Origin of the sequence: Corynebacterium nasicanis, from assembly GCF_042658165.1 — a bacterium.
GTDB lineage: Bacteria > Actinomycetota > Actinomycetes > Mycobacteriales > Mycobacteriaceae > Corynebacterium > Corynebacterium nasicanis.
This window is the reverse complement of sequence record NZ_JBHSQE010000001.1, coordinates 458,808-485,139: the sequence shown is the minus strand read 5'-3', so window position 1 is coordinate 485,139 and position 26,332 is coordinate 458,808. Positions and strand designations below refer to the sequence as shown.

Sequence of the window (26,332 nt, the reverse complement as noted above, 5' to 3'; positions counted from 1 at the left end):
CCCATCCTACTGAGGCGACTCCAGGAGGCGCCGGACCGCCCGGAGGGGGATGTCCACCCAGTCGGGTCGGTTGTCCGACTCGTAGACCACCTCGTAGAGGGCTTTGTCGAGGACGTAGGCGTCGAGAAGCGGGGTCCGCTCGATGCCGTAGCCCTCGAGGAAGGCCGCCCCCGCGGCGTCCGCCCACGCGGGGTCGGCGCCCGCGACGTGCGCGGCGTAGTCGAGGGAGCGCAGGATGCCGGCGACATCGCGCAGAGGCGAGTCGGGTCGCCGCCGCTCCGCGAGCGGCCGCGCCGGCTCCCCCTCGAAGTCGATGAGGATGTAGGTGTCCGCCGTGCGCAGCACCTGCCCCAGGTGCAGATCACCATGGACGCGCTGGACATCCACCTCGTCGTCAAGATCCGCGTAGAACGCGCGCGCCGCGCCCGAGAACTCCTCCAGCACCTGGGCACGCCCGACGAGCTCGTCGAGGGAGCGGCGGAAAGACGGGGCATCCGCGCTCACCGGGAACGCCCCGGCCAGGGCCTCATGGACAGCCCTCGTCGCCTCCCCGAGCAGGGAGGCCTCCGCCCCGAAGGAGGCGTCGAGCGAGGCGAAGCCAAGGGCGTAGCGCCAGCCGTCGTCGGCGTCGGGGACGAAATCCTGCACCATTGCCAAGGTGTGTTCCGCGTCGTCGATGGTGGCGGTCACCCAGTGGCGCACGGGCGCAACGTGGGGGCAGTCCGCGATCTGCGAGAGCAGCTCGACATCCGGGTTGAGGCCCGGCTCCAGGTGCCGGAAGACCTTGACCATCTGCCCGTCGACGATGAGCGAGGTGTTGGACTGCTCCCCGTCGATGGCCCGGGTCTCGCCCTGTGGCAGGCCGTGGGCCTGCAGGTAGAGCTCCGGTGATTCGGAGAGGATGTCGCGGCCCTCGGCGTCGACAAGCACCTGGTAGAGGTGCCGTCCGTTGACGCGGAGGATGAGCAGGCGGGCCTCACCGGCCGGCGTCTCGGAGACGATGTCCACGCGGTCGATGGGCTCTGACTTGGCGCCGTAGAAGCGGGCGTCGGCAAGCATGTGGGCCAGATCCATGGTCACTCCTTCGAGATGTCGAACCAGAAGTACGCGTGCGGGGCGAGCGTGACCACCCACGGGTACTGCCGGATGGGCGGGAAGGACTCGCCGCCGGAGAGCTCCCGGGGGATGACCCCGGAGAACTCCGAGAGGTCGAGCGACACGGCCTGCGGGCGGTCGGAGAGGTTGTTCACGCACAGGATCGCCTCGTCCTTGTGCTCGCGCAGGAAGGTGAGCACGGCCTCGTTCTCCGAGTCGACCTCCCGGTAGGTGCCCAGGCCGAAGGCGCGGTACTGCTGGCGCACCTTGATCTGGCTGCGGACCCAGTGCAGCAGGGAATTGTCCCGCTTCATGGCGTTCTCGACGTTGACCGTCTGGTAGCCGTACTGGTCGTTCTGGATCGCCGGCAGGTAGAGGCGCTCCGGCTCCGCCTTGGAGAAACCACCGTTGCGGTCGTTCGACCACTGCATGGGGGTGCGCACGCCGTCGCGATCGTAGAGCCAGATGTTGTCGCCCATGCCGATCTCGTCGCCGTAGTAGAGCACCGGCGACCCCGGCAGCGAGAGCAGCAGGCCGTGTACGAGCTCCAGCTTGTTGCGGTCGCCGCCGAGCAGGGGTGCGAGACGGCGGCGGATGCCCACGTTGGCGCGCATCCGCGGCTCCCGCGCGAAGTGCTTGTACATGTACGCGCGTTCCTCGTCGGTGACCATCTCGAGGGTGAGCTCGTCATGGTTGCGCAGGAAGATGCCCCACTGCGCGGTCGACGGGATCGGCGGGGTGTCCGCCAGGATCTCCGAGATCGGGGTGCGCGACTGCTTGTGCACGCCCATGAAGATGCGCGGCATGACCGGGAAGTGGAAGGCCATGTGGCACTCGTCGCCGACCTCCGGCTCGCCGAAGTACTCGACCACGTCATCGGGCAGCTGGTTGGCCTCGGCGAGCAGCACGCGGCCCGGGTACTCGTCCTCGATGACCCCGCGAACCTGCTTGAGGAATTCGTGGGTCTCCGCCAGGTTCTCGCAGTTCGTGCCCTCCCGCTCGTAGAGGTAGGGGACGGCGTCGAGGCGGAATCCGTCGAGGCCCAGGTCCAGCCAGAAGCGCATGACGTCGAGCATGGCGGCGCGTACCGGCGGGTGGTCGTAGTTGAGGTCCGGCTGGTGGGAGAAGAAGCGGTGCCAGAAGTACTGCTTGCGCACCGGGTCGTAGGTCCAGTTGGACTCCTCGGTGTCGATGAAGATGATGCGCGCGTCCGCGTACTCGGTGTCGTCGTCGCGCCACACGTAGAAATCCCCGTAGGGGCCGTCCGGGTCGCGGCGGGACTCCTGGAACCACGCGTGCTGGTCGGAGGTGTGGTTCATCACCAGGTCGGTGATGACACGGATGCCGCGCTTGTGGGCCTCGTCCATGAGCTCGACGAAATCATCGACGGTGCCGAACTCCGGCAGTACCTCACGGAAGTTGGCGATGTCGTAGCCGCCGTCGCGCAGCGGGGAATCGTAGAAGGGCGGCAGCCACAGGCAGTCCACGCCGAGCCACTGCAGGTAGTCGAGCTTCTCGGTGACGCCACGCAGGCTGCCCGACCCGGTGCCCTCCGGGTCGTAGAAGGCGCGCACGAGCACCTCGTAGAAGACGGCCTCCTTGTACCACTCCGGTTCCGGGCGTTCCCAGGGGGCGTCGCCGGGGGCCGGGGTGGGGGTCTCGAACTCCTCGGACTCCGGCTCGAGGAGGTAGCCCTCGGCGTCGGTCTTCGGACGCTCGGGATTCTTCTCGGGTTCCGGCCCGACGCCCAGCGGGCCCATGGACAGCCCGGGGCCCTGGGGGCCGGTGGTCGAAACGGGGGGATCGTCGTATCGCTCTTCGGTCATGCTGTCCAGGTTAGGGAATTCACAGATTCAGTGCAGAGGCGAGCCGTTCGACGGCCTCCTCGAGGATCTCCCGTGAGGTGGCGAAGTTGAGACGCGCGTGATGCAGACCGCCCGGCCCGAAGTAGAGGCCGTCGTTGAAGGCCACCCGGGCGTGCTCCCGGAGCCAGATGGCGGGACGCTCGTGGTCACCGATGGCGGTGCCGGAGAAATCCAGCCACATGAGGTACGTCGCCGCCGGGTTGCTCACCTTGAGACCGGGAATGCGCGCGGGCAGTTCCTCGACCAGCCAGTCGCGGGTTTCCCGCAGGTAGGCGACCTGCTCGTCGAGGAAGTCCCCGCCCTCGCGGTAGCAGGCGATGGCCGCCCAGATGCCCAGGGTGGAGGTGCCGTCCTTGGCCACGCCCGTCAGCGAGTGCCACGTCCGCAGGTCCTCCGGGTTGGAGAAGATGATCTGCGCGCACTTGAGGCCCGCGATGTTCCACGCCTTGGAGGTGGCCGTCACCGTGACGCACACGCGCGGGTTCAGCGCGGCCGCGCACACATGCGACCCGTCGAGGACGAGCGGGGCGTGGATCTCGTCGACGAGCACCCGGGCCTCGTAGCGCTCCGCCAGCGCACACAATTCACTCAGGAAATCGGCGTCGAGGGTGTAACCCAGCGGGTTGTTCGGGGCGCACAGGAGGATGGACCCCGCGCCCTCAGCAAACTGCTTCTCGACGTCCCCGAGGTCGATCCCCCCGACAGCGTCAATGTGGTGCATGGCCCGGCCCGTGGCCTCCGGAAGTTCGAGGAAGGGCGGGTAGGCCGGCACCGGCACGATGACGCCCGAGCCCGGGCGGGTGAGATGCTCGATGGCCAGCGCCAGACCGCGCACCACGTCGGGCACCGGGACCACCATCGCGGGGTCCGGACGCCAGCCGTAGCGGGCGGCGTAGAAGTCCGCCACCGCCTCCGGCAGGTCGGAGGACGCCGGGGAATAGCCGAAGGACTCGCGCTCCACGGCGTCGGCGATGGCCTGCTTCACGGGCGGGCAGGTGAGGAAATCACTCTCCGCGATCCACAGGGGGAGGACGTCATCGTCGTAGACCGTCCACTTCCGGGTGCGACGGTCCTTGAGCTGGTCGAGGGTGGGAAACTGCATGCCAGACAGATTAGTCCTCTTCCTCCTCGGCACCGTCGACGACGAGCCCGTACTTCTTCAGGCGGGCCCGGTCCGCCGCCGAGGACGAGGCCGTGAGCTGCAGGAGTTCGGCGTAGATGCCGCCGGAGGAGGCCAGCTCGTCCGGTGAACCTATTTCATCGACCACTCCCTCGCGGAGGGTGACGATGGTGTCCACGTTCGCGATCGTCGACAGCCGGTGCGCGATGATGAGGGTCGTGCGGTCCTTCATCAGTTCATCCAGGCCCGCCTGGACCGCGCGCTCGGCCTTGGTGTCGAGGGCGGAGGTCGCTTCGTCGAGAAGCAGGATCGGCGCGTCCTTGAGCATGGCGCGGGCGACGGCAACGCGCTGTTTCTGGCCGCCCGAGAGGCGGAGGCCGCGCTCGCCGATGACGGTGTCGTAGCCGTCGGGGAAGCGCATGATGAAGTCGTGGGCGTTGGCGCGGCGGGCGACCGCGATGATCTCCTCCTCGGTCGCGCCGGGACGGCCGTAGGCGATGTTCTCCCGCACCGTGCCCGAGAATAGCGAGGCCTCCTGGAACACGACGCCGACACTGGCGCGCAGCTCCGCCGCCGTGAGCTCGCGGACATCCCGCCCGCACACCTGCAGGCGTCCCTCCTCGACCTGGTAGAGGCCGAGCAGCAGGTTGACCAGCGTCGACTTGCCGCCGCCGGACTCGCCGACGAGCGCGATCTTCTCGCCCTCCCGGGCCTCGAAGGACACGTCCCGGATGACGGGATCGCCCGCGGTGTAGGCGAAGGTGACGTCGTCGAAACGGATGACGGGGGCGCGGGATTCCAGCGGCTGCGTCGGCGTGAGATCGAGGACGGGCACACCCGAGGCCTCCGTCGCCGCGATGAGTTCGGCGTTGGCGGTCGGCTCGAACTCCTCCTCCATGACCTTGAAGTAGTCCTTCGACCCGGCGATCGCGCGCTGCGCGGCGTCGACGATCCAGCTCATCATGTGCACCGGCTGCTTCGCCATGTTCACCAGCTGGATGAGCATGACCATGTCACCGAGCGAGAACTGGCCGTTGAGGGTGCGGAAGAAGAGCACCAGGTAGATGCCGAAGAAGATGAGGTTGAGCGCCGCCCCGCGCGCCGTGTCCATGGAATGCCACCAGCGCGACTGCGGGCGCGTGATCTCCACCGTCCGGCCGTAGCGGGAGCCGAAATCGGCGAGCTCGCGCACCTCGGAGACGAAGGACTTCACCACCTTCACCTGGCCGATGACCTCCGCGAAACGGCCGTTGGCCAGGTCGATCTGCTCGTTCTTCTGGCCCTCGAGCTTCTGCCAGCGGCGCGACGTCAACGTGGTCAGCCACATGTACACCGGGAAGAGCAGCGCCAGGAGAATGGTGAGCGGCCAGTAGTACCACGCCGTGATCGCCAGCACCGCCACCACCTGGATGAGCATGGGGAAGAAGCTGTTGGAGAAGGACTGCAGGAACTGCGTGATCGACGTGATCGAACGGTCCAGCCGGGCGATGACCGTGCCGGTGACCTGATTGTCGAAGTAGCGCTGCGGCAGCGCCAGCAGCTTCGCGTAGTAGCGCGTCGACAGGATCTGACGCATGCGCATGGCCATGACGTCACCGATGTAGCCGCCGATGTTCGTCATCACCGTGCCCAGGACATCGGCCGCCAACAAGGCCACCGCGAGCCACAGCAGCGTCATGGTGACATCGGCCGGCCGGACATCCCCGTGCACCGCCGAGACGATCGTGTCCGTGGCCTCGCGGAGGATGAACGGGGACACCAGAGCCAGCGCGGCCGCGGCCGTGGAAATGAGCACCACACCGAGGTAGTAGGGCCACAGCGCGGACGCGCTCCGGATGATGCGGGCGAGAGAGTTCAACGTGCTCCCAATCTGTAGTGTTGCCGGGACAGGCATCCCGGGTTGCTCCACCAGGCGGCGGCGTCGCTCGCTAGAATGTGAGAGCTACCCAAGACATCTTAGGCCGGTCCGAAAGGCAGACAATCGTGGCACGACTCCGCACCACCGTGGTGATCCTCGCGTCCTCCGCTGTTCTCGTCGCCTGCGGAGGTGGCGAGGGGTCTTCCACCGAGGAGAGCATCGCTGTGACCACCTCCTCCACTCCCGAGGCGCAGGCGACCACCACCGATCCCATCGAGGCGGAAACACTGCGCGGAGCCACCGAGGACCCCGGCCTGGGAGTCAAGTGGACCTACCAGGGCGTCAGCTACGGGCAGAACGGCGGCAGCGTCATCACCATGCTCGTGACCAACCTCAACGACGAGCCGCTGTCCCCCGCGTCCATCCCGCAGCCGACCCTGTCCTACAACGCCGGCAGCGGATCGATGACCGACGCCGAGGCCATCCCCAACGACGACACCATCCTCCCCCTTGGCCTCGACCTCCCGCTGGGCCCCGGCGCCTCCACCAACCTGCGCTACGCCTTCACCGTCAGCCCCGGCAACCTGTGGGACGCAAAACTGCAGGTGGGCAACGTCTACTGGCAGGGCAACCTCAACTTCTAAGCGCCCCCGGAAAGTATTTTCCTCCCGGAGGGAACCTTTCGGCGGTTTGCGGAGTCTAAGTGTGTCGGGTGCGGAAACCTTCCGCATCCTCGACCACCACCTGAGGGGGATTTCATGCCCGCCCGCCGACTCCTGCCCGCCATCTTCGGGGCCGGACTCCTCGCCGCCTGCTCCACCACCACCGACACGCTTATCGACGCCCCGCCGTCGTCCACCACCCAACCACCAGCGGCGCCCGTCCTCGAACTCGGCGACTTCGATCCCGCGGGGGAGTTCCAGGTGTTCAATCCGTGCACCGAGATCCCGGCGGAGGTGCTGGAGGCGGCGGGGCTGGGGGAAGCGGTGGGGGAGCCTAGCTATGACAGAGGCCTGTCGGCCAGTTGTTCCTTTCTGCCCCTGGACGACAGTGTCCGAGGGTATTTTTCATTGACCGGAGACAGAGTTCCCAAAGACCGCATCAAGGAACGAAGTTTGCTGCTGAGCGACAGCGCGGGTTCTGCCTACTCGGACACCTACCTACACCACATGGGAGCGGATTTCCCGGACGAGTGCAGCGCCGCCATTCACACGAACCGGGGGAGGTTCGTCGTCCAGTACACGGAGATTTCGACCAAGCAGGAGCGCACGGCTCTCTGTGAAATCGCGACAGAAAAGTTCGACACGATTCTCAATCTCATGGGGGAAAGCAATGGAGATTTCTATCGACCATGATTCCATTTCTGATGGAGTCAACAAGCTCGAAGCAATTGGCAAGAACGCCCGCGAGGTTGCTCGCAAGGCGCTCCAGAACTCTTTGAACGCCAGCTTCTCCGGCGTCTCGGGACTCGACCAGCTCGGCGGCAACCACGGTGGGGTGATCAACGGCGGGCCGGGGTCGGCGATCACAGTGATGCAGTCGTACGCGGAACAGGTGGAGTGGCTGAGTGGAGCCTTGGCCGCCAGCTATCAGGCACTCACGGGGCAGAATGCCCTGGTGGCGCGCGGCATGGATATCGCGGATGAAGGCGGAGTGGTGGGGGATGACGGGGTGAGCTTCCCGCCGCGACCTCAGCCGCGTTTCGAGAGTTTCTCCTTCACCCCGCCGGTCGTCGCGCCGGCGGCCTCCCTCAATCAGTTGAACATGGATTTCTCGGCGACGCGGATCGGGGAGCTGGTGCAGGCCTCGCAGATGTGGCATCGGATGTCGGGAGACGTCGCCTCCATCGCGGGTGATTTGGAGGCGGTGGCCGCTGATCTCGGGTCGCGCAATCACGGTGAGGTCATTGAGACGGCTATCGGCAAGGTGGCGGAGGTGGCCCGGGCGGGGGAGACCTTCGCGTCGAACTCCAGCGTCATGGCGCAGTCGGTGGAGGCGGTGAACATCGTGCAGCAGCAGGGTGCGCTGACGGTGGCGCTGGCGATGCCGGCGATCAATGCGATCCCGGATCCGGTCGCGCGGGCGGCCGCGGAGCAGGCGTTCCTGCAGTCGTTCCCGGTCAGCTACACACCGGCGGTGGCGACAGGCGTGCCGCCGATCCGCAATCTCATGGTCATGGACCCGTCCGCTGATGGCGGCGGCGAAGTCGCCCTGGGGATGGGGCCGGTCGAGGGCAACGGTGCGAAACACAATGCCTCCGGGCTGCGTCCCGCCGGGGCTCCTTTGGAGGCGTTGGCATCGCTCCAGCGTGCGCTGGGTACCGGAGACTTCGGAACCGTCCAGGCCGGGGTGAATGAGCTGGCCGCAGTCAACGGAGCCCCGCTTCAACCTCTCATGCAGGGGGCGGATGTCGGGACGGCAGCGGCGTCGACCGGGATGCTCACCGCGCCGCCGAGCATCGGAGCGATGGGCGCCTCGCCTACGGCTGCGACCCCCGGCACGGGCCTCATGCCACCCATGCTGGCCGCCGGTGTACCGGGTGGGCTCGGCCAAACGGGGACCGGCGCCGCAGGTCACGGGCGCAGCCCGAGCCTGTCGGGCATGGTTGGGGCACCGATCGCGGGCCTCGCGACAGGGCCCGGGGCGGGACGCCTCGGGGGCATAACCTCTGGCACCGGCATGCCCGGCTCCGGCATCTCGGCCGCTCCGGGACCGGTGGCCAACGCCGCTCCCGGGGCAGGGGTGGCGGCGGGAGGGGCGTCGAAAAGCGGCGGTGCCTCGGGTACGCGCGGCATGATGCCGATGATGGGCGCTCCGATGGCCGGGCAGGCGCCGGGCAAGCAGGCGAAGGTGAAGTCGGTGACCTCGGCGGTGGAGGAGGAGGTGAACGTCGCCGCGCTACTCGGTGAGCGCCCCGCGGTGGTGCCCGGCGTGATCGGGGCATGGGCACGCGGTTGACCTGGCCAAATACCCGTTAGGTAGGGTGGGGGCATGATTGACGACGTTGAACTGGTGGTCCTGGCCGACGAACACGGTGAGGCCACCGGTACCGCGCCGAAGGCCACCATCCACACTGCGGACACGCCTCTGCATTTCGCCTTCTCCTGCTATCTGCTCGACGCGGAGGGGCGGCTGCTCATGACGCGCCGGGCGTTGTCGAAGAAGACGTGGCCGGGCGTGTGGACCAACAGCTTCTGCGGGCATCCCGGCCCCGGGGAGACCAATGAGGCAGCGGTCGCCCGCCGCAGCGTCGAGGAGCTCGGTTTCGCGGAGGGGGCAGTCGCCGATATCACCGTGGTACTGCCGGACTTCCGCTACCGGGCGGTGGATTCGAGCGGGATCGTCGAGAATGAATTCTGCCCGGTGTTCGTCGCCCGGCTGCAGCCGGGGGAGCAGCCGGATCCCCGGCCGGAGGAAATAGATTCACTGGCTTGGGGTCGGCCGGAGGAGATCATCGCGGCGGTCGACGCCGCGCCCTTCGCATTCAGCCCGTGGCTGGTGGAGGAGTTGGGGGATCAGCGGCTCCGCGACGCGCTACTGGGCTGAGCGCAGGAACGCCGAGGCCGGGAGGGTGTCGCGCTGCGGGAGAATGGTCTCGCGGAAATCGTCGAGGAACTCGGTGATCAACCCGGGGTGGCCCGCAGGCTGGGAGCTCTCCTCGGCGAACTCCTCGCAGGCCCGGTCGAGGATGAAGGCGCAGAACAAGGTGGACGGGAGTGGCTCGCCGTAGCCCTCGAAGATCGACTCCATGGCCAGGTGGCACCAGGAGCTGTTGCCCTCGCAGGCGCGGAACACCGACCGGTGGAGGGAGGCGAGGTCCTCGAGCGGGGATCCGAGGCGGGCCCGTTCCTCCATGGGGAGGCGGACATCCCCGGACCAGCCGCCGATGACCCAGCGTTCCTCCTCGTCCAGCCACATCTGCTTGAGGTTGACGTTGCCGTGCAGGCGGTGGACGAGCATGTCGCCGCGGATGCTGCGGTACCACTCGCGGATCCAGGGGGCGTACTCGGCCAGGCGGGGTGCGGTCTCGGTGAAGGTGTCCAGGCGTTGCTCGAGGTGTTCCATGCAGTGCTCGGCCGGAGCCCATTCGTAGGGGAAGGCCATGAGGAAGGAATCGTGGATGTAGCGCAGCGTCTGACCCAGGTCGATGCCCTGGGAGTGCGCGACGACGTGCGCCGCGATGCCCCGCTTGGTGTACTCGAGGGCGTTGATCCCGCGGGGCAATCGCCGGACGGTCCCGAGGACATACGTGCGGCCCTCGTGCTGGTACTCGATGTGGGCGACGAGCTCCAGGGAGAAGCGGCCGGTGATGGTGCTCAGGGCCTCGACCTCGACGGGCACCCCGGGCCACACGTGGCGGTAGAGGGTGAGGATGTGGGTCGGGTGTCCGGGGTCAGGGTCTTTCTCGCTGCCGAGCAGGATGTCCAACCGGTAGGGGGTACGGGAGTGGCGGACGTAGGACAGGCCGGCGGGGAGGCTGCCCAGGAACACTCCGGCGCCGATGGGGTCCCCGCTGTGCAGGTTCTCGAAGAGAAACCTCCCGGTCTCCTTGGCTCCGCACTCCAGCGGTGCGCCCTCCGGGTCGACGAGTCGCTGGTAGATGGAGTCATCGTCTGGGGTGCCGGAGCTGAGGATGAGGTGGTGCCCGCCCGGCACCGGGGCGGAGGTGAGCGGGGTGAGTTCGGAGAGGGCGGGGATCGTGTCCCCGAACCGTGCCGCCCCCTGAATGTCACCCATCATGCCCGCCCTTCCGGATCAAAAGCTTCCCTCACCATTCTCAGAGGGTCCTGCCTCAAATCTACGCGCCCGGACGTGAGACAGATCTCCCGGGCCTGGCGCCCGGTGTGTCGCTCATACTCCGGCCAGTCGGGGGTGCGGCCGTGTGCGAAGTCCACCAAGAGCTCCCGCACCGGGGTGGGGGACTCAGCTTCCACGCCGAAGAGGGGGGATATCTCGGCGCAGTGCAGGGCGGGGCCGTCGGCGGCGGTGAACTCGACCATCCACACGGGCCCGGGCACCTCATCGCCGGCCTGGGAGACCCAGCGGCGGTTGGCGGCGTCCCCGATGAGCCTGCCCATCGGGCGCGCCGGGTCAATCGCGCGGGCGGCGCGCAGATAGTCGGCGACGGAGCCGCGGACCCCCATCCGCCGGGCCAGCAGGCGCACGGCGGCCGGCCCCCACCCGCGGGCGTCGATTCGGCGGCCGGCAGGCATGTCGTAGTGCTCGTCGCGGGTGCTGCTGAGCAGCAGGGGCATGTCGGAGAGCTCCGCCCCGTCGAAACCGGTGGGGCCGAGCGCCATGTCGAGGCCGTGGATCGAGCGGAATCGGGAGTAGGCGCGGGCCAGGAGCTCCGGTTTCTCCCCGGCGAGGCGGGTGAGGGCGGCGCGGGTGAGTGGGCGGCCGAGCACCATGCGCAGAGAGCCTTTCCGACGCTCGAAGCTCTCCCGGGGGAAGCACGGGGACAGGGCGATGGCGCGTCGGAAAGCACCCCGGTAATGGTCCCGGCGCATGAGCCACAGGGCGACGGTGGCCCCGGCGGACTGCCCCACGAGGGTGACGTTGGTGGGGTTGCCGCCGAAGGCCTCGATGTTGCGCTGTACCCACTCGAGGCCCAGCTGGCAGTCGTCGATGCCGCGGAAGTGGTCGGGCTCGTCGTCGTGGAAGCGGGCGAAACCCTCCAGCTTCGTCCGGTAGCCGATGTGGACGGTGATGATGCCCTCGCGGGCGTTGGGGCCGCCCTCGGCGCGGCGGTCCCCGTGGGTGCCGTGCTCGAAGCGGCCGCCGTGAATATAAACCACCACGGGCAGGTCCGCGAGCGCGCGGGCGTCGGCCGGGGCGGCGATCGACAGCGCGATGGTCGAGGGGCGGTAGACGGTGGCGTCGACAACCTGGCTGTGTGTGAGGCGCTCCGCGTCCGCGAAAGGTCCCGGTATATGGGAGTAGGGGACGGAGTGGAACCAGTTGACGTCGCCATCGCTGACACCGGTGATCTTCCCGGCCGGGCAGGTGACGGTCACACGCACGTGATCGCTCATGCGCCTTACGCTACTAGGCTCGTCGGACATGACCTCGAATCCCTTGCTCACCCCCTCCGACCTGCCCCATGAACTGCCGGACTTCACCCGGATCCGCCTGGAGCACGCCGTGGCAGCGATCGATCCGGCGCTGGAGGAGCACGCCGCGGAGATCGCCGCCATCGCCACCCACCCGGACGCCCCGACCTGGGAGAACACCGTCGAGGCGCTGGAACTGTCCGGCGCGACGCTCGAACGGGTGACCGCCTGGCTGTTCAACCTGCAGGGCACCGACGCGACCGACGAGATGGACGCCGCGATCTCGGAGATCGTTCCGCGCCTGTCCGCCCACTCCGATGCCATCTACCAGAACGAGGCCCTCTACCAGCGGCTGCGCGCGGTCCCGGTGCCGGAGGACACCGAATCGCAGCGGCTGCACGAACTTCTGCTGCGCCGCTTCACCCGCCGCGGCGCCGACCTCGACGCGCCGGGTCAGCAGCGCCTCGCCGCGATCAACCAGCGCCTGAGCACGCTGTCGGAGTCGTTCGGCCGCCAGCTGCTGGCCGACACCCGCGAGCTGGCCGTGCTCTTCGACGACCCCGCCCACCTCGCCGGCCTCAGCCAGGCGCGTATCGACGCCGCCCGCGCCGCCGCCGCCGACAGCGGCCAGGAGGGGTGGCTCATCCCCCTCGAGCTGCCCACCGTCCAGGCGGACCAGCTCGTCCTCGAACACCCGGAGGCCCGCGCGCGTCTCTACGCGGCCTCCCAGCGCCGCGGGCTCGAGTCCAACCGGGACAACCTCCTCGAGCAGGTCCGTCTGCGGGCGGAGCGGGCCCGGTTGCTCGGCTTCCACACGCACGCCGATTACGTCATCGCGGAGGAGACCGCCGGCACGGCGGCCGCCGCCCGCCAGCTGCTCTTCGACCTGGCCCCGGCGGCGGCCGCCAACGCCGCCGCGGAACGCAAGGTGGCCGGCGAGCTCGCCGACACCGAGCTGGCCGCCGCCGACTGGCCCTACTGGCAGGCCCAGGTCCGCGAGCGTGACTATTCCCTTGACGAGGAGGAGCTGTCGAAGTACTTCCCGCTGCGGCAGGTGCTCGTCGACGGCGTCTTCCACGCCGCCGAGCTCCTCTACGGCATCACGGTCACGACCCGCCCTGACCTGCCGGGATACGCCGAGGGCGTCGACGTGTGGGAGGTCTACGACGCCGACGGCACGAGCCTCGGGCTGCTGCTCACCGATTACCGGGCGCGTCCCTCCAAGCGCGGCGGCGCGTGGATGAGTTCCTTCGTCGGCCAGTCCGAGCTGGCAGAGCGCCGCCCCGTGGTGGTCAACGTCATGTCCATCACCCACCCCGTCGACGGCTCCGAGCCGTTGCTCACCATCGACCAGGTGACCACCCTCTTCCACGAGTTCGGACACGCCCTCCACGGGCTGCTCTCCCAGGTGCGCTACCCCAGCCTGGCCGGCACCAACGTCCCCCGCGACTGGGTGGAGTTCCCCTCCCAGATCAACGAGAACTGGGCCTTCGACCCGCAGGTCGCCCGCCATTACGCCCGCCACGTCGAGACCGGGGAGGTCATTCCCCAGGAGCTTCTCGACGCCGTCATCGCCGCCCGCCAGTTCGGGCAGGGTTTCGCCACCTCCGAGTACCTCGCCGCCGCGATCATCGACCTGGCGTGGCATTCGCTGACGCCGGAGGAGGCGGCGGGGGTGGCGTCGATAAGCGACTTCGAGGACGGGGCGCTGGCCGCGGCCGGCCTCGTCGTGGAGGAACTGGCGCCGCGCTACCGTTCCACCTACTTCAACCACATCTTCGGCGGCGGCTACTCCGCCGGCTACTACTCCTACCTGTGGGCCGAGGCCCTCGACGCCGACGGCTTCGACTGGTTCACGCAGGCGGCGGACCGGCGCAGCGCCGGCGAGCAGTTCCGCGCGCACATCCTCTCCCGCGGCGCCTCGCTGGATTACGCGGATGCTTTCCGACGCCTCCGCGGCCGCGACAAGGACGTCACCCCGCTCCTGCAGCGTCGTGGACTGGCCGGAGTGTCTCTGGGGTAGATTGATCCCCCATGGACGCCATCACCCAGTTTCTGCTCAGCGCCCCTCTGTGGTTGCAGATCCCCCTGGTGATGGCCATCGCTGTTCCGCTGGCGACGATCGGGGCGGTCGCGCTGGTGCGCCTCGTCGACACCGTCTCGCTGGCGGGGGAGCGCGCCTGGCGGGCCGCCGTCGGCGACCGCGGCGACAACTGACACCCATCTACGAAGGAGAACCATGGCCAACCCGGAGGAACTGCGCAAACAGGACCAGAAGCTGCCCAAGGCCAAGCGCAAGTACCCGCAGTCGCGGGTCACGCAGTCGCTGTGGGTGCTCCTGGCGATCGTCCTCATCGCCTGGCTGATCTCCCTGCTGTAGACACGACGGGAGGATCACTCCGGAACCCCTGCGCACCCGCGCTCAGCGGGAGGTGTTCCGGAGCGATCCTCCCGTTCTCAGCGCTCGCTCGCCTTCGCGATGCGGTGGAAGAGCCCCACCCCGGCCAGATCCTCGATGAGGACCGGGGTGCCCGCGGCGTCACAGAGCGGGATGCACCAGTTGGGGTACTGGTCCTTGGTGGTGCCGGGCTGGTTCTGGGCGCGGACATCACCGACCATGTCCACCAGCGAAATGCACGTGAGCGCCGAGGGGGTGCCGGCGATGAAGCGGTGGATGCCCTCCATGAGCTCCGGGATGCTGCCGCGCTGCCCGCGCTCCAGGCCCGCGAACTCGGTCTCGGCCAGCTCCGTGCCCGCGAAGGAGCCGGTCTCCCGGATGCGGTCGAGGACCTCGGCCTGCCACTCCAGGTCCTCGGCGTCCTCGTCGGCGGCGTCGCGGGTGAACAGGCCCAGGCGCTCGCGCAGCTCGATGTGCTCGCCGGCCAGGTAACCTGCCGTCGGCGGCAGATCGTGCGTGGTCACGGAGCTCAGCGCCAGCTGACGGTACTCGTGCTGCAGACGCGGCCCCTCGACGGTGGGGGAACCCTCGAACCACAGGATCGAGGTGCCCATGACACCCTTGGCGGCCAGCACATCCTGCACCCAGGCCTCGAAGGTGCCCAGATCCTCGCCGACGACGACCGCCCCGGCCCGCTCGGCCTCCAGGGCCAGGATGCCGACGAGCGCCTCATGATCGAAGTGCACGTAGGTACCGGTGGTCGGCGGCTGCATGCGCGGCATGACGAAGAGGCGGAAGAGGCCGAGAACGTGGTCGACGCGGATGCCACCGGAGTGCCGCAGCACCGTCGACAGCAGGTTGCGCCACGGCAGGTAGCCGGACTCGGCGAGCCGCACCGGGTGCCACGGCGGCTGGGACCAGTCCTGCCCCTGCTGGTTGTAACCGTCCGGCGGGGCGCCGACGGAGATGTCCGGGGCCAGCCAGGGGGCCAGGTTGTGGGCGTCCGCGCCACCGGGGTGCACGCCGACGGCCAGGTCGGCCATGATGCCGATCTTCATGCCGGCGCCCTTCGCCCGCGCCTGGGCCGCGGCCAGCTGCTCATCGCAGAGGAACTGGAGCCACATGTAGAAGTTGACGGCCTCGTCCATGCCCGGGGCGATGCCGTGGGCCCGCTGATCGTGGATCTGCTCGTACTCGCGCTGGGCGCACCACGCGGCGAAGTCGACGAGCCCCTGCCCCTCGCGGGCGACGTAGGCGCGGAAGGCCTCCTCGCGCTCCGGGGTCCGGCCGCGGTGGTGCATCTCGTGCAGGACGTCGAGCTTGGCCTGGTAGACGGGGTTGCGCTCGATGATGTCGGCGGAGCGGTTCATCTCCCGCAGCTCGGCGGCGAGTTCCAGGATGTCGGCGCGGGTCTCCGCGTCGAGCTGCTGCATCTCGGGGATGTCCTCGATGCGCAGGTAGATGGGGTTGATGAAGCGACGGGTGGTCGGCAGGTAGGGAGAATCCTCCGCCGGCGGCAGCGGCTCCGCCGCGTGCATCGGGTTGACCAGCAGGAAATCGGCCCCCGCCTCCTTGGCCAGCACCTCCGCCAGCAGGCCCATGTCATGGAAATCGCCCAGCCCCCAGGAATCCTCGGAGCGCACCGAGTACATCTGCGCCATGACGCCGGTGACCGGCTCCTCCACGTAGCGGTCGGTGGTGGACAGGCGCGCCGGGGTGATGATGAGCGCACACTCGTGCCGGACGTCCCCTGACACCAGCTCGATGCGGTGCCAACCGAGCGGCAGATCTCCGGGGATGCGGAAGGTTGCCTCGCCCCAGGCCTGCCCGGCGACGGTCACCGGCGGGTTCCAGTTCTCCTCCTGGTGCACGGCCCGCTCGGAACCGTCCTCGAGGAGGATGCGGACGTCCGCGGGGGCGCCGTCGTGGACGTGCACGTTGAAGGTCCGGGCATCACCGGCGACGGCGACGACACTGGCCGGCAGGGGGCGGATCGACTCGGCCACCCGGTGGGCCTCCAGGGCCGCCGCCAGATCCTCCGCCGAGGGCGCGGCGCCCAGGGCGACGCCGAGAGCACGCAGTGTCTTCAGCAGCGTGTCATCGGTGACGATGATCTCCTCGCCGTCGCTGGCGGTGTAGCGCGTGGCGACGCCGTGGGCGCCCGCGAGTTCTCTCAGCACGTCCTGGTAAGTCACACCCGACATCCTGCCACTTCGCTGCCGGTTCCGCTGTAAGTGGCGGGGTGTGGCCCACATCGCGTGGCGGGGCAGGGGTAGCGTGGTGGGGAAAAAGTCATGATCCCGATGCGAGAGGACACCCCCGTGCAGGAGTACCACACCCCGGCCGAGTACGAGATCGCCCCCGGCGAAACCTGCCTGACTGCCATGCTCGACACGGCCCGCCGCTATCCGCACGGCGTGATGTTCACCCGCCCCGCCAACTTCGAGTGGGTCAACGTCACGTCCGCGGAGTTCGTCGCCGAGGTCTACGAGGTGGCCAAGGGCCTCGTGGCCTCCGGCGTGCAGCCGGGGGACCGCGTGGCGCTCATCTCCGACACCCGCTACGAGTGGTCGCTGATGGACTTCGCCATCTGGGCGGCCGGAGCAGTGAGCGTGCCCGTCTACCCCTCCTCCTCGCTCTCACAGATGCAGTGGATCATCGAGGACTCCGGGGCGGTGCTGGCCGTCACCGAGACCCGCGACCACAGTGAGCTCATCTCGCACCTCGTCCTCGGTGAGGACGGCTCCCCGCGCCTGCAGGGTTCGCCCTCCCGCCTGCGCCGCGTGCTGGAGATCAACTCCTCGGCGATCGCCACCCTCCGCTTCGAAGGCCGCGAGATCCCCTCCGAGGAGATCGACTCCCGCATCGCCCACACCTCCACCGAGGACCTGGCCTCGCTGGTCTACACCTCCGGCACCACCGGCCAGCCGAAGGGCTGCAGCCTCACCCACCGCAACTGGCTCTCCGAGGTGCGCGGCATCCTCAGCCACCCGGTCGGCGGCATCGCCGTGCCCGGCACCCGTGTCCTCACCTTCCTGCCCCTGGCGCACGTGCTCTCCCGCGCCGTGTCCCTGGCCGTGGTCATCGGCGGCGCCACCCAGAATCACTGGTCGGATTTCTCCACCCTCTCGGTCGAGTTCGCCCGCTCCCGCCCGAACCTCATCCTCGGCGTCCCGCGCGTCTTCGAGAAGGTCCGCAACTCCGCGGCCGCCAACGCCGCCGACGGCGGACCGCTCAAGGAGCGCATCTTCGCCGGCGCCGAGAAGACGGCCATCGAGTACTCCCGCGCGCTGGACACGCCGGAGGGGCCCTCGCGGGCGCTGCTGGCCAAGCGCAAGGTGTTCGACAAGCTCGTCTACTCCAAGATCCGCGCCGCCATCGGCGATTCGGTGCGCTACTGCATCACGGGCGGTTCCGCGATGAGCCATGACCTGCTGCACTTCTTCCGCGGCATCGGCGTGCCGGTCTACGAGGGTTACGGCCTCACGGAGACCGCCGCCGCCGCGACCGTCGACTACGAGGACCAGAAGATCGGCACCGTCGGCCGCCCCCTCGGCGGCGTGACCATCCGGATCAACGACGAGGGTGAAGTCCTGGTCAAGGGCCCGATCCTCTTCCAGGGCTACTGGAACAACGAGGAGGCCACCGCCGAATCCATGGAGGGCGAGTGGTACAACACCGGTGACCTCGGAGAACTGCTGGAGACCGGCCACCTGGTCATCACCGGCCGGAAGAAGGACCTCATCGTCACCGCCGGCGGCAAGAACGTCTCCCCGGGCCCGATGGAGGATTCCCTGCGCGCCCACCCGCTCATCTCCCAGGCGATGGTCGTCGGCGACGGCAAGCCCTTCATCGGCCTGCTGGTCACCCTCGACGAGGACGCCCTCAAGCGCTGGAAGCTCAACCACAACATCGACGAGGACACCCCGCTCAAGGACCTCGCCATGGAGCCCTCTCTGCGCGCGGAGATCCAGGACGCCGTCAACTCCGTCAATTCCTCGGTCTCCCAGGCGGAGGGGATCCGGAAGTTCTACATCCTCGACCGCGATCTCACCGAGGAGGAGAACGAGCTCACCCCGACGATGAAGGTCAAGCGCAACGTCGTCGCGCAGCGCTACGCCGACGCCATCAGCCACCTGTACAAGCGCTGACGCCGCGCTATACTCCCGCCGTGGACTACGTGACCTCGGCGGTCCGCCGGACCGCCGCCATCCCCCTCGACGCGCTGCGGCTGCTGGCCCGCCACTGGGCGGCCCTGCTCACCGTCATCGCGCTCGGGTTGGGCGTGCGCGCCCTGGTCATCTGGGCGGCGGTCATCGTCTCCGGGTGGTCCTCACTGGCGGCGGTGTTCCTCATCCCGCTGGCCCCCATCGCCGTGATGACCTCGCTCATCACCGCCCTGTGGGTGCTGCGCCCCTCGTTGCCCTACATTTCCCGCGCGGTGACCTCCCCTGCCCAGGAATCCACCCGGGTACGCCTGCTCACCATCGGTGGCCTGCTCATCCCCTTCCTCACGGTGTACTCCTCCAACGGATTGTTGAAGGAGGACACCCGCGCCTATATCCACGACGCCACGATCTCGGAGACCTCCCGCAACATCTTCACCGCGGATTTCGGGCGCTCGAACTACGAGATCACCTGGGTGCTCGTCGCGCTCATCATCCTGGCGCTGGTGCTGCGCAAGATCATCGGCGTCTTCGCGTTGGGGGAGCGCTCGGTGGGTTGGGCCGGGGTGTCCGCCTACCTGGAGGTCCTGTGGATGGTGACGTTCTCGGTGGTGCTCACCGGGGGCATCACCTGGCTGCGCGACTGGGTGGCCACCCGCGCGGTGGCGGCGCCCTTCGTCGACGCCTGGGAATCGCTGCGGGCCTGGTCGCTCGACATCGCGGGGCCGGTGGGGGCGTTCTTCACCTGGCTGGTGACCCTCGTGTCGCGGGCCGATGACGTCATCATCATCCCCGTCGCCTGGCTGACCCTGGGTGCCACGATCTACGGCGCGCAGCTGGCCTCGCAGGCGGCCGCCAGCACGGCCACCAATACAGAGACAAGCAGCCGACTCCGGGTGGAGGCCCGCAAGGCCCTGGACGAGGCGGCGCAGCCGCTGCTCGGCCCGGTGAAGTCGACGCTGTCCTCGCTCGGCCGGATCGCCGCCGCGGGCCTGGGCCCCATGGTGATGTTCTGTCTGCTGTTCACCCTGGCCAAGAGCACGGAGCTGGGGGTGCTCTATCTCGCGCGGGCGCTCATCGGGCCGCTGGGCATGTGGGAGGCGGCGGCGGTGGACCCGTACATCCTGGTCACCGCGCGGATGGTCTACTTCGTGGCGGCGGTGGTGTTCATCGCCCCGGCGCTGGACAGGCTGCTGCGGGCGTCCGCGGGCAGCGACACCGGCGCGGAGTCGAGCGAGACGCCGGTGAACTCGAGGTAGACCGGCGTCTGCCAGATCATCTCCACCGCGGACGGCTGGGTGCCGCCGGGCACGACGAAGTAGACGGTCGTCGACCAGGTCTCCGGGCGCGGGGGACCGTCGTATTCGCTGGTGCCCAGTTCGATGCCCATGGCCATGAGTGGGCCCGGGGCGTCCTCCGGGACGCAGTGGCTGACGCTGTGCAGCACGGCGGGCGGGTTGACCAGCGCGGAGCTGAGGCGCGGCGAGGGCAGGTAGCGCTTCCCCGCCTCGCTGATCAACCGCAGGTCGCAGGTGCGCAGCGGGATGTCCGGGGAGGCGGCCCAGTCGAAGTTGACCGCGATGATGTCGATGTCGGCGCCGGTGGACATCTCCGGCACGTCCTCCCGGCGGACGAGCTGTGCGCTGGTGAGGGTGACGTCCGCGGCGATGAGATTGTCCGCGCCCTCCACCGTGGCGGTCTGTTCGATGTGGAGGCTCTCGCCCACGGCTCCGGCGATGCGCTCGGTGGGGGCGTTGGGCCGGTAGACGTCGACGTAGCGGAAGGAGGAGGCCGCCAGCGCGAAGAGTACGGCGGGAACGACGGCGATGTACCAGTGCCGGGTGCGGGCGCGATGGCTCACAGGGCCTCCCCGTAGTAGTCGGATTGCTGCGGATCAGCGAGCAGCTGCGCGGCGCGGGTGTCGTCGATGCCCAGATCAACGACGAGGAACTCGCGCTCGGCGAGGACATTGTCGCGGGCGATGTGCAGGGTCGCGCCCGCCAGCTCCGCGGGGTCCATCTCGAAGGCCAGGTGGCAGGGCAGGGGCAGGCCCGGCTGCTGGAGGCCGCACCGGCTCTGGAAGTGCCGCTGCACGGAACGATCCGCGCCGTCGATGAGCGTGGCGTCGAGGGTCATGGGCTCGGGCACCTCCGGGGCCTCCAGTTCCACCACGAGGAAGATGCCGTGGGTGGGCTGATCGCGGTAGACCTCGTGCACGGCCAGGTCCGTCACGTGCACCGTGCCGATCCGCTCGGCCGCGCCGGTGCGCAGGTAGGGGCGGTCGAGGACGGAGGCCGGGGCGGGGAACAGGCCGCTGATCCACGTGCCCAGGGAGATGGCCACGAGGATGAACACGAACAACGCCGCCTGCTGCGGAGTCGGCGGGCTCGGCGGGGCGGGGCGCCTCACAGGACCACCTCCATGACGGGGGCCGGGTCGAAGAAGCCCTCGGAACCGTCAAGTCGGCTCACCCGCCACGTCATCGAATTGAGGACGAGCACCGGATCCGGGTCATCCTCCGGCAGCTGCACGCTGATGTCCACCGGCACCCCGGGGTTGAGGATGCCCACCGAGTTGGAGTCGGTGCGCAGGGTCGTGGTGTAGGTGGACTGCTCCTGTCCCTCCCAGCGGAGAATGTCGGAGAGGGCGAAGGCGTCGACGGGGCGGGAGCCGGTGTTGGTCACCGTCAGGTTGAGGGTGAGGATCTCCCCGCCGAAGAAGTCGTGGATGGGCCCGGTGCCGTGGACGACGATGTCCACGGGGCCCGCCGAGACGGGGGAGGGGGTGTCGGCGAGCGCCACCCGGGGCACCTCGCTGGCGGCCGGCTGGAATCCGCCGAAGGCGCCGAGCACGCCGACCACCGCCACACCGGCGAGAATCTGCAGGTTCGACCTGGTCAACAGATCGGAGCGGAGGGCGTCGGCCACCCGCCGAACAGGGGTGCTCATGAATGACAAGAATAGCCTGCGGCGAGTCCTCCCGTCCCGTGTGGGAACGTCGCCTAGAGTCAGGCTCGATTCAGGAAACGGACAGGGGGTGGCCCACGATGCAGAAGATCGCCGCCGAGCTGCGCCATCGCGAGCTCACCCAGGAGATCTACAACATCGGCGACGAGGTCGCCGAGTACATCGAGCATCTCCTCCAGGCCATCCGCGACTGGGACGGGGAACTCACCGTCGACTGCCTCGCGGAGTTCGAGGAGATCCTCGCCGATGCGCGGCGCGATTCCCGCCACCTCATCGGCGAGCTCCTCGGCCTGCGCCAGGCGCTCACCTCGGGCCTGCGCTCGGGGGTGCTCTCCGCTTCCGCGTCCGGGGCCTCCCAGCTGGTGGAACCCGAGCTTCTCGACGCCGCCTCGCTCGAGGAACTCTTCACCTTCGCCGAGATCGATTCCCGCACGGCGCTCGTCGTCGAGCACCTCGAGGAGATCGTCGAGTGGGTGCTCGCCCAGACCGACCTCGTGGCCGGCAACCTCGACGCGGTGAGTCTGCCGCACCTCTACGCCCGCGTGGGCACGCATGTCACGGCTGCCGTGGAGGGCTGGCTGCGCACCGTCGCCCAGGCCTACCCCGCGCACGCCCGCTCCATGCGGGGCAACCACCCGCCGGCCTTCCTTGCGGAGCGCGCGCGTATCGACGCCATCGTCGCCCGCGTCGCCGCCAAACGTGCCCGCCGGGGTGCCGCCAGCTAATCTGGCTGGAATGTTCGGCGTCTACCTCCACGTCCCCTTCTGCAGCACGCGCTGCGGCTACTGCGACTTCAACACCTACACCCCGGGCGAGCTCGATATGGCGCCCGTCGCCTACCTCGATTCCCTCGCCCGCGAGCTCTCCCTGGCCGAGGGTCCGCCGGCGGACACCGTCTTCATCGGCGGGGGCACCCCCTCGCTGCTCGGGGCGGAGGGACTGCGCCGCATCCTCACGCTGGTCGAGGAGAATTTCGGGCTGGCGCCCGGCGCGGAGATCACCACCGAATCCAATCCGGAGTCGACCTCCCCGGCCTTCTTCAGCGAGCTTCTCGACGCCGGGTTCACCCGCATCTCCCTCGGCATGCAGTCCGCCAGCCCGGCGGTGCTCCGGGTCCTCGACCGCACGCACACGCCGGGGCGCGCCGTGGAGGCCGCGCGGGAGGCGAAGGCCGCGGGCTTCGAGCACGTCAACCTCGACATGATCTACGGCACCCCGACCGAGACGGACCAGGACGTCCGCGACACCCTCGACGCCGTCCTCTCCGCCGGGGTGGACCACGTCTCCGCCTACTCGCTCATCGTCGAGGAGGGCACCGCGATGGCCCGCAAGGTCCGCCGCGGCGACCTCCCGGCCCCGGACGAGGACGTGTACGCGCGCCGCTACGAGATGATCGCCGCGCGCCTCGAGGACGCCGGTTTCCACTGGTACGAGGTGTCCAACTGGGCCCTGCCCGGGGGCGAGTGCCGCCACAACGAGATCTACTGGCGCGACGGCGACTGGTGGGGGGCGGGCCCCGGAGCACACTCGCACATCGGCGACCGGCGCTTCCACAACGTCAAGCACCCGGCCCGCTACGCGCGCATGCTGGCCGAGGGACAGCTGCCCATCGGCGGAGAGGAGATCCTCAGCGCGGCGGACCGGCACACCGAGCGCGTCATGCTCGGCCTGCGCCTGCGGGAGGGCATCCCCCTGGCCTGGATTGCGGAGGGGGGACACGCGGTCGTCGATAAGCATGTCGCCGGCGGCCTGCTGCGCCGCGTCGGGGAGAACGTCGCGTTGACGGACGCGGGGCGTCTACTGGCGGACGGCATCATCACGGACATCCTGGTGGCCGAGGAGGGCTGACGCGATACACTGTTGGCAATCAAGGGAGGTGAGTGCCAGATGGTGAGTGCGACGGAGAGGCGTCGGCAGGAGGTGCTGCGGGCGATCGTGGCCGACTACATCGCCTCCCAGGAGCCCGTCGGGTCGAAGGCGCTGCTGGAGCGGCACCAGCTGCAGGTCTCCAGCGCGACGATCCGCAACGACATGGCGGTGCTCGAATCCGAGGGCTACATCGCCCAGCAGCACGCGAGCTCGGGGCGTATCCCCACGGAGAAGGGCTACCGGCAGTTCGTCGACCACATCCACGATCTCAAGCCGCTGTCGGGGCCGGAGCGGCGCGCGATCCTCAGCTTCCTCGAGGACGGCGTCGACCTGGAGGACGTGCTGCGGCGGTCGGTGACGCTGCTCGCCCAGCTCACCCGGCAGGCGGCGGTGATCCAGCTGCCCAACCTCAAGCTGGCCCGGGTCAAGCACATCGAGGTCGTCTCGCTGGCCCCGAACCGGCTGCTGCTGGTGCTCATCACGGACACGGGCCGGGTGGACCAGCGCAACGTGGAACTGGAGGAGCCCCTCGACCCCGCAGGCGTGCTCCTGCTGCGCGACCTGCTCAACGGGGCGTTGGTGGACCGCACGCTCGCGGAGGGCACCGTCTCGCTGGCGGAGCTCACACAGCGTCCGCCGCCGCAGATCGCGCACGCGCTCACGCGGGCGGCGACCCGGCTCGTCGAGACGCTCGTGGAGCAGCCGACGGACCGCCTCATCCTCGCCGGCACCTCGAACCTCACGCGCGCGGCGGGGCTGCCCGGGGTCATCGAGGCCCTGGAGGAGCAGGTCACCGTGCTCAAGCTGCTGGCGAATGTGCCTGACCTGGGCAACGTGCACGTGCTCATCGGCGAGGAGAACGAGGACGAGGACCTCCGCGAGGCCGCGGTGGTGGCCACCGCCTACGGCTCGGACGGGCACGCGCTCGGCGGGCTGGGTGTGGTCGGGCCCACGTTCATGGACTATCCGGGAACAATCCAGAAGGTCTCCGCCGTTGCACGGTATGTCAGCCGGGTCCTGGCCGGCGAGTAGCATTCATTCGGTTATCCCCACGTACGTCAAAGAAGTATTAAGGAAAGCAATTCATCGTGGCTCGTGATTATTACGGAATTCTGGGCGTCGACAAGTCCGCGTCCGATGCGGAGATCAAGAAGGCCTACCGCCGTTTGGCCCGCAAGTACCACCCGGACGTCAACGACACGGAGGAGGCGGCCGAGAAGTTCCGCGAGGTGTCGGTGGCGCATGAGGTGCTCACGGACCCGGAGAAGCGGCGCATCGTGGACATGGGTGGGGACCCGATGGAGCAGGGCGGCGGCATGCCGGGCGGCTTCGGCGGCGGCGGTGGCTTCGGCGACATCTTCGAGGCCTTCTTCGGCGGCGGGGGCGGAGCCCGCGGCCCGCGTTCGCGCGTGCAGCCGGGCAACGACGCCCTCCTGCGCGCCTCCATCACCCTGGAGGAGGCCTTCGCGGGGGTGAAGAAGGACATCACCGTGGACACCGCCGTCGTGTGCGACCACTGCGCGGGTTCCGGCTCGGAATCGCAGTCCCGCCCGGTCACCTGCGGCCAGTGCCACGGCCAGGGCGAGGTGCAGGAGGTGCAGCGCTCCTTCCTGGGCAACATCATGACCTCGCGCCCGTGCCCGGCGTGTGACGGTTTCGGCGAGATCATCGAGGACCCCTGCACCCGCTGCTCCGGTCAGGGCCGCATGAAGAAGCGCCGTGACCTGGTGGTCAACGTGCCCGCCGGCATCTCCAGCGGTATGCGCATCCGCATGGCGGGCCAGGGCGAGGTCGGCCACGGAGGTGGCCCGGCGGGTGACCTCTACGTGGAGATCGCCACCCGCCCCCACGCCGTCTTCGAGCGGGAGGGCGACAACCTGCACCTCACCGTCCGGGTCCCGGCGGTCGACGCCGCCCTGGGCACCTCCGCCACCGTCGAGGACCTCGCGGGGCAGGACCTCACCATCACCATCCCCGCCGGCACCCAGCCGCTGGAGCAGCTGCACCTGCCCGGGCAGGGCATGCCGCGGCTGCGCACCGAGGGCCGCGGCGACCTCATCGCCCATGTCGAGGTCGTCGTGCCCACCGCCCTCGACGAGCGCACCCGCGAACTCCTCGAGCAGCTCCGCGAGCACCGCGCCGAAACCGCCACCGTCACCCGGGAGGGCGAGGAAGGCTCCGGCTTCTTCTCCCGCCTCAAGGGCAGGTTCCGCAACCGATGAGTCTGCCGGTCTTCGTCCACCCGGGGCCGTTCACGGGCGCGGGCACAGTCACGCTCGACGGCCCGGAGGGCCGCCACGCGGTGTCCGTCAAGCGCATCGCCGTCGGCGAGCAGATCATGCTTATCGACGGCCGCGGCACCCACGCCACCGTCACCGTCACCGCCACGCGCGGGAAGGACGCGCTGATGGGCGAGGTGGTGGAGTGGGGCGTCGATAAGCCCGCCCGCCCCCGGGTGACCGTGGTGCAGGCGCTGCCGAAGGCCGAGCGCTCGGAGCTGGCCGTCGACCTGGCGACGCAGGCCGGGGCGGACGCCATCGTGCCCTGGCAGGCGGAGCGCTGCGTGGCCAAGTGGGTCGGTCCGAAGGCGGCCAAGGGCGTGGCGAAGTGGGAGGCGGCGGCCACCGCGGCCGCGAAGCAGTCCCGGCGCACGCGCATCCCGGAGATCCACCAGCCCATGACCACCGCCCAGGTGGCGGAGTTCATCGCCGGGAGAACCGCCCTGGTGCTGCACGAGGAAGCGGCCACCCCGCTGCGCGAGATCGACCTCGACGTCGACGAGATCGTCGTCCTGGTCGGCCCCGAAGGCGGAATCGGCCGGGAGGAACTCGCACAGCTCGGCGCGCAGACCGTCAGGCTCGGCCCCGAGGTGCTGCGGACGGCGAGCGCGGCGATGGTGGCGCTGTCGGCCATCGGCGTGCTCACCGGGCGCTGGTAGAGTT

24 protein-coding genes are annotated in these 26,332 nt (G+C 69.2%); 14 read left to right on the top strand and 10 right to left on the bottom strand.

Translation table 11 applies throughout. From position 1 onward, the window contains the following. Nucleotides 1–6: 6 nt before the first annotated feature. The 4 genes from ACFPUZ_RS02415 to ACFPUZ_RS02400 form a co-directional block, all read right to left on the bottom strand. Nucleotides 7–1,074 (bottom strand): hypothetical protein, encoded by a 1,068-nt coding sequence (locus ACFPUZ_RS02415; RefSeq protein WP_376999517.1) that lies wholly within the window; start codon nt 1,072–1,074, stop codon nt 7–9. 2 nt (nt 1,075–1,076) lie between these two features. Further along, entirely contained in the window at nt 1,077–2,855 is a 1,779-nt protein-coding gene (gene treS, locus ACFPUZ_RS02410; RefSeq protein WP_376999960.1) for a maltose alpha-D-glucosyltransferase, read from the bottom strand. A gap of 85 nt (nt 2,856–2,940) precedes the next feature. Continuing rightward, nucleotides 2,941–4,062 (bottom strand): MalY/PatB family protein, encoded by a 1,122-nt coding sequence (locus tag ACFPUZ_RS02405; protein WP_376999516.1) that lies wholly within the window; start codon nt 4,060–4,062, stop codon nt 2,941–2,943. Nucleotides 4,063–4,072: 10 nt separating this feature from the next. Continuing rightward, nucleotides 4,073–5,938: an ABC transporter ATP-binding protein gene (locus tag ACFPUZ_RS02400; protein ID WP_376999514.1), complete on the bottom strand. Its 1,866-nt coding sequence runs from the start codon at nt 5,936–5,938 to the stop codon at nt 4,073–4,075. Nucleotides 5,939–6,063: 125 nt separating this feature from the next. Here ACFPUZ_RS02400 and ACFPUZ_RS02395 point away from each other — a divergent pair, with 125 nt between their 5' ends. The 4 genes from ACFPUZ_RS02395 to idi all read left to right on the top strand — a co-directional run bounded on the left by ACFPUZ_RS02395 (nt 6,064) and on the right by idi (nt 9,484). Continuing rightward, the gene (locus tag ACFPUZ_RS02395) at nt 6,064–6,582 is read left to right on the top strand and encodes a hypothetical protein (RefSeq protein WP_376999512.1); all 519 of its coding nucleotides are present in this window, start codon (nt 6,064–6,066) and stop codon (nt 6,580–6,582) included. A gap of 114 nt (nt 6,583–6,696) precedes the next feature. Next, nucleotides 6,697–7,293, top strand: a complete 597-nt coding sequence (locus ACFPUZ_RS02390; protein ID WP_376999510.1) for a DUF3558 domain-containing protein — start codon at nt 6,697–6,699, stop codon at nt 7,291–7,293. Beyond that, on the top strand, nt 7,271–8,896 hold the full coding sequence (locus ACFPUZ_RS02385; protein WP_376999508.1) for a hypothetical protein: 1,626 nt from the start codon (nt 7,271–7,273) through the stop codon (nt 8,894–8,896). The genes ACFPUZ_RS02390 and ACFPUZ_RS02385 overlap by 23 nt, the downstream gene beginning before the upstream one ends. Before the next feature lie 33 nt (nt 8,897–8,929). Then, nucleotides 8,930–9,484 carry an isopentenyl-diphosphate Delta-isomerase gene (gene idi, locus ACFPUZ_RS02380; RefSeq protein WP_376999506.1) on the top strand — a complete coding sequence of 185 codons (555 nt, stop codon included), beginning with the start codon at nt 8,930–8,932 and terminating at the stop codon, nt 9,482–9,484. Here idi and ACFPUZ_RS02375 read toward each other — a convergent pair. After that, nucleotides 9,473–10,678: a hypothetical protein gene (locus ACFPUZ_RS02375; protein WP_376999504.1), complete on the bottom strand. Its 1,206-nt coding sequence runs from the start codon at nt 10,676–10,678 to the stop codon at nt 9,473–9,475. The genes idi and ACFPUZ_RS02375 overlap by 12 nt on opposite strands. Continuing rightward, nucleotides 10,675–11,973, bottom strand: a complete 1,299-nt coding sequence (locus ACFPUZ_RS02370) for a carboxylesterase family protein (RefSeq protein ID WP_376999502.1) — start codon at nt 11,971–11,973, stop codon at nt 10,675–10,677. Before ACFPUZ_RS02370 ends, ACFPUZ_RS02375 begins: the two co-directional genes overlap by 4 nt. Nucleotides 11,974–12,001: 28 nt before the next feature. On the opposite strand from ACFPUZ_RS02370, the gene ACFPUZ_RS02365 reads away from it, so the two are divergent. From ACFPUZ_RS02365 to ACFPUZ_RS02355, 3 genes are read left to right on the top strand one after another with little or no spacing between them, the layout of a single operon-like run. Beyond that, nucleotides 12,002–14,014 (top strand): M3 family metallopeptidase, encoded by a 2,013-nt coding sequence (locus ACFPUZ_RS02365; protein ID WP_376999500.1) that lies wholly within the window; start codon nt 12,002–12,004, stop codon nt 14,012–14,014. Between the two features lie 11 nt (nt 14,015–14,025). Continuing rightward, nucleotides 14,026–14,208 (top strand): hypothetical protein, encoded by a 183-nt coding sequence (locus ACFPUZ_RS02360; RefSeq protein ID WP_376999498.1) that lies wholly within the window; start codon nt 14,026–14,028, stop codon nt 14,206–14,208. Between the two features lie 22 nt (nt 14,209–14,230). Beyond that, entirely contained in the window at nt 14,231–14,371 is a 141-nt protein-coding gene (locus ACFPUZ_RS02355) for a hypothetical protein (RefSeq protein WP_376999496.1), read from the top strand. 77 nt (nt 14,372–14,448) lie between these two features. On the opposite strand, the gene malQ is transcribed toward ACFPUZ_RS02355, so the two are convergent. Continuing rightward, nucleotides 14,449–16,584: a 4-alpha-glucanotransferase gene (malQ, locus tag ACFPUZ_RS02350; protein WP_376999494.1), complete on the bottom strand. Its 2,136-nt coding sequence runs from the start codon at nt 16,582–16,584 to the stop codon at nt 14,449–14,451. Between the two features lie 108 nt (nt 16,585–16,692). Here malQ and ACFPUZ_RS02345 point away from each other — a divergent pair, with 108 nt between their 5' ends. Beyond that, the gene (locus ACFPUZ_RS02345) at nt 16,693–18,540 is read left to right on the top strand and encodes an AMP-dependent synthetase/ligase (protein WP_376999958.1); all 1,848 of its coding nucleotides are present in this window, start codon (nt 16,693–16,695) and stop codon (nt 18,538–18,540) included. A gap of 20 nt (nt 18,541–18,560) precedes the next feature. Then, on the top strand, nt 18,561–19,814 hold the full coding sequence (locus ACFPUZ_RS02340) for a hypothetical protein (RefSeq protein ID WP_376999493.1): 1,254 nt from the start codon (nt 18,561–18,563) through the stop codon (nt 19,812–19,814). Here ACFPUZ_RS02340 and ACFPUZ_RS02335 read toward each other — a convergent pair. Genes ACFPUZ_RS02335 through ACFPUZ_RS02325 form a run of 3 tightly spaced genes read right to left on the bottom strand, consistent with a single transcriptional unit; the run spans nt 19,700 to nt 21,503 of the window. Continuing rightward, nucleotides 19,700–20,416 (bottom strand): hypothetical protein, encoded by a 717-nt coding sequence (locus tag ACFPUZ_RS02335; RefSeq protein WP_376999491.1) that lies wholly within the window; start codon nt 20,414–20,416, stop codon nt 19,700–19,702. The two genes, ACFPUZ_RS02340 and ACFPUZ_RS02335, sit on opposite strands and share 115 nt — an antisense overlap. Next, nucleotides 20,413–20,964, bottom strand: coding sequence for a hypothetical protein (locus tag ACFPUZ_RS02330; RefSeq protein ID WP_376999489.1), 552 nt, complete (start codon nt 20,962–20,964; stop codon nt 20,413–20,415). Before ACFPUZ_RS02330 ends, ACFPUZ_RS02335 begins: the two co-directional genes overlap by 4 nt. Beyond that, a complete protein-coding gene (locus tag ACFPUZ_RS02325; protein ID WP_376999487.1) occupies nt 20,961–21,503 on the bottom strand; it encodes a DUF4352 domain-containing protein in 543 nt (180 codons plus the stop codon). Before ACFPUZ_RS02325 ends, ACFPUZ_RS02330 begins: the two co-directional genes overlap by 4 nt. 98 nt (nt 21,504–21,601) lie before the next feature. Between ACFPUZ_RS02325 and ACFPUZ_RS02320 the strand changes: the two genes are divergently transcribed. From ACFPUZ_RS02320 to ACFPUZ_RS02300, 5 genes are read left to right on the top strand one after another with little or no spacing between them, the layout of a single operon-like run. Next, nucleotides 21,602–22,246, top strand: a complete 645-nt coding sequence (locus ACFPUZ_RS02320) for a hypothetical protein (protein WP_376999485.1) — start codon at nt 21,602–21,604, stop codon at nt 22,244–22,246. A gap of 10 nt (nt 22,247–22,256) precedes the next feature. After that, on the top strand, nt 22,257–23,369 hold the full coding sequence (hemW, locus tag ACFPUZ_RS02315) for a radical SAM family heme chaperone HemW (protein ID WP_376999483.1): 1,113 nt from the start codon (nt 22,257–22,259) through the stop codon (nt 23,367–23,369). Nucleotides 23,370–23,408: 39 nt separating this feature from the next. Then, nucleotides 23,409–24,422, top strand: coding sequence for a heat-inducible transcriptional repressor HrcA (gene hrcA / locus ACFPUZ_RS02310; RefSeq protein WP_376999481.1), 1,014 nt, complete (start codon nt 23,409–23,411; stop codon nt 24,420–24,422). 56 nt (nt 24,423–24,478) lie between these two features. After that, a complete protein-coding gene (gene dnaJ / locus ACFPUZ_RS02305; protein WP_376999479.1) occupies nt 24,479–25,612 on the top strand; it encodes a molecular chaperone DnaJ in 1,134 nt (377 codons plus the stop codon). Beyond that, the gene (locus ACFPUZ_RS02300) at nt 25,609–26,328 is read left to right on the top strand and encodes a 16S rRNA (uracil(1498)-N(3))-methyltransferase (protein WP_376999477.1); all 720 of its coding nucleotides are present in this window, start codon (nt 25,609–25,611) and stop codon (nt 26,326–26,328) included. The genes dnaJ and ACFPUZ_RS02300 overlap by 4 nt, the downstream gene beginning before the upstream one ends. Nucleotides 26,329–26,332: the final 4 nt, after the last annotated feature.

Bases quoted from the DNA above. Each gene is read 5' to 3' on its own strand.
- hemW (WP_376999483.1), top strand. From the start codon at position 22,257: ATGTTCGGCGTCTACCTCCACGTCCCCTTCTGCAGCACGCGCTGCGGC.
- idi (WP_376999506.1), top strand. From the start codon at position 8,930: ATGATTGACGACGTTGAACTGGTGGTCCTGGCCGACGAACACGGTGAG.
- ACFPUZ_RS02405 (WP_376999516.1), bottom strand. From the start codon at position 4,062: ATGCAGTTTCCCACCCTCGACCAGCTCAAGGACCGTCGCACCCGGAAG.
- ACFPUZ_RS02390 (WP_376999510.1), top strand. From the start codon at position 6,697: ATGCCCGCCCGCCGACTCCTGCCCGCCATCTTCGGGGCCGGACTCCTC.
- ACFPUZ_RS02365 (WP_376999500.1), top strand. From the start codon at position 12,002: ATGACCTCGAATCCCTTGCTCACCCCCTCCGACCTGCCCCATGAACTG.
- hrcA (WP_376999481.1), top strand. From the start codon at position 23,409: ATGGTGAGTGCGACGGAGAGGCGTCGGCAGGAGGTGCTGCGGGCGATC.
- ACFPUZ_RS02370 (WP_376999502.1), bottom strand. From the start codon at position 11,973: ATGAGCGATCACGTGCGTGTGACCGTCACCTGCCCGGCCGGGAAGATC.
- ACFPUZ_RS02375 (WP_376999504.1), bottom strand. From the start codon at position 10,678: ATGATGGGTGACATTCAGGGGGCGGCACGGTTCGGGGACACGATCCCC.
- ACFPUZ_RS02385 (WP_376999508.1), top strand. From the start codon at position 7,271: ATGGAGATTTCTATCGACCATGATTCCATTTCTGATGGAGTCAACAAG.
- ACFPUZ_RS02325 (WP_376999487.1), bottom strand. From the start codon at position 21,503: ATGAGCACCCCTGTTCGGCGGGTGGCCGACGCCCTCCGCTCCGATCTG.
- treS (WP_376999960.1), bottom strand. From the start codon at position 2,855: ATGGGCCCGCTGGGCGTCGGGCCGGAACCCGAGAAGAATCCCGAGCGT.
- ACFPUZ_RS02360 (WP_376999498.1), top strand. From the start codon at position 14,026: ATGGACGCCATCACCCAGTTTCTGCTCAGCGCCCCTCTGTGGTTGCAG.
- ACFPUZ_RS02300 (WP_376999477.1), top strand. From the start codon at position 25,609: ATGAGTCTGCCGGTCTTCGTCCACCCGGGGCCGTTCACGGGCGCGGGC.
- ACFPUZ_RS02320 (WP_376999485.1), top strand. From the start codon at position 21,602: ATGCAGAAGATCGCCGCCGAGCTGCGCCATCGCGAGCTCACCCAGGAG.
- ACFPUZ_RS02355 (WP_376999496.1), top strand. From the start codon at position 14,231: ATGGCCAACCCGGAGGAACTGCGCAAACAGGACCAGAAGCTGCCCAAG.
- ACFPUZ_RS02345 (WP_376999958.1), top strand. From the start codon at position 16,693: ATGCGAGAGGACACCCCCGTGCAGGAGTACCACACCCCGGCCGAGTAC.
- ACFPUZ_RS02415 (WP_376999517.1), bottom strand. From the start codon at position 1,074: ATGGATCTGGCCCACATGCTTGCCGACGCCCGCTTCTACGGCGCCAAG.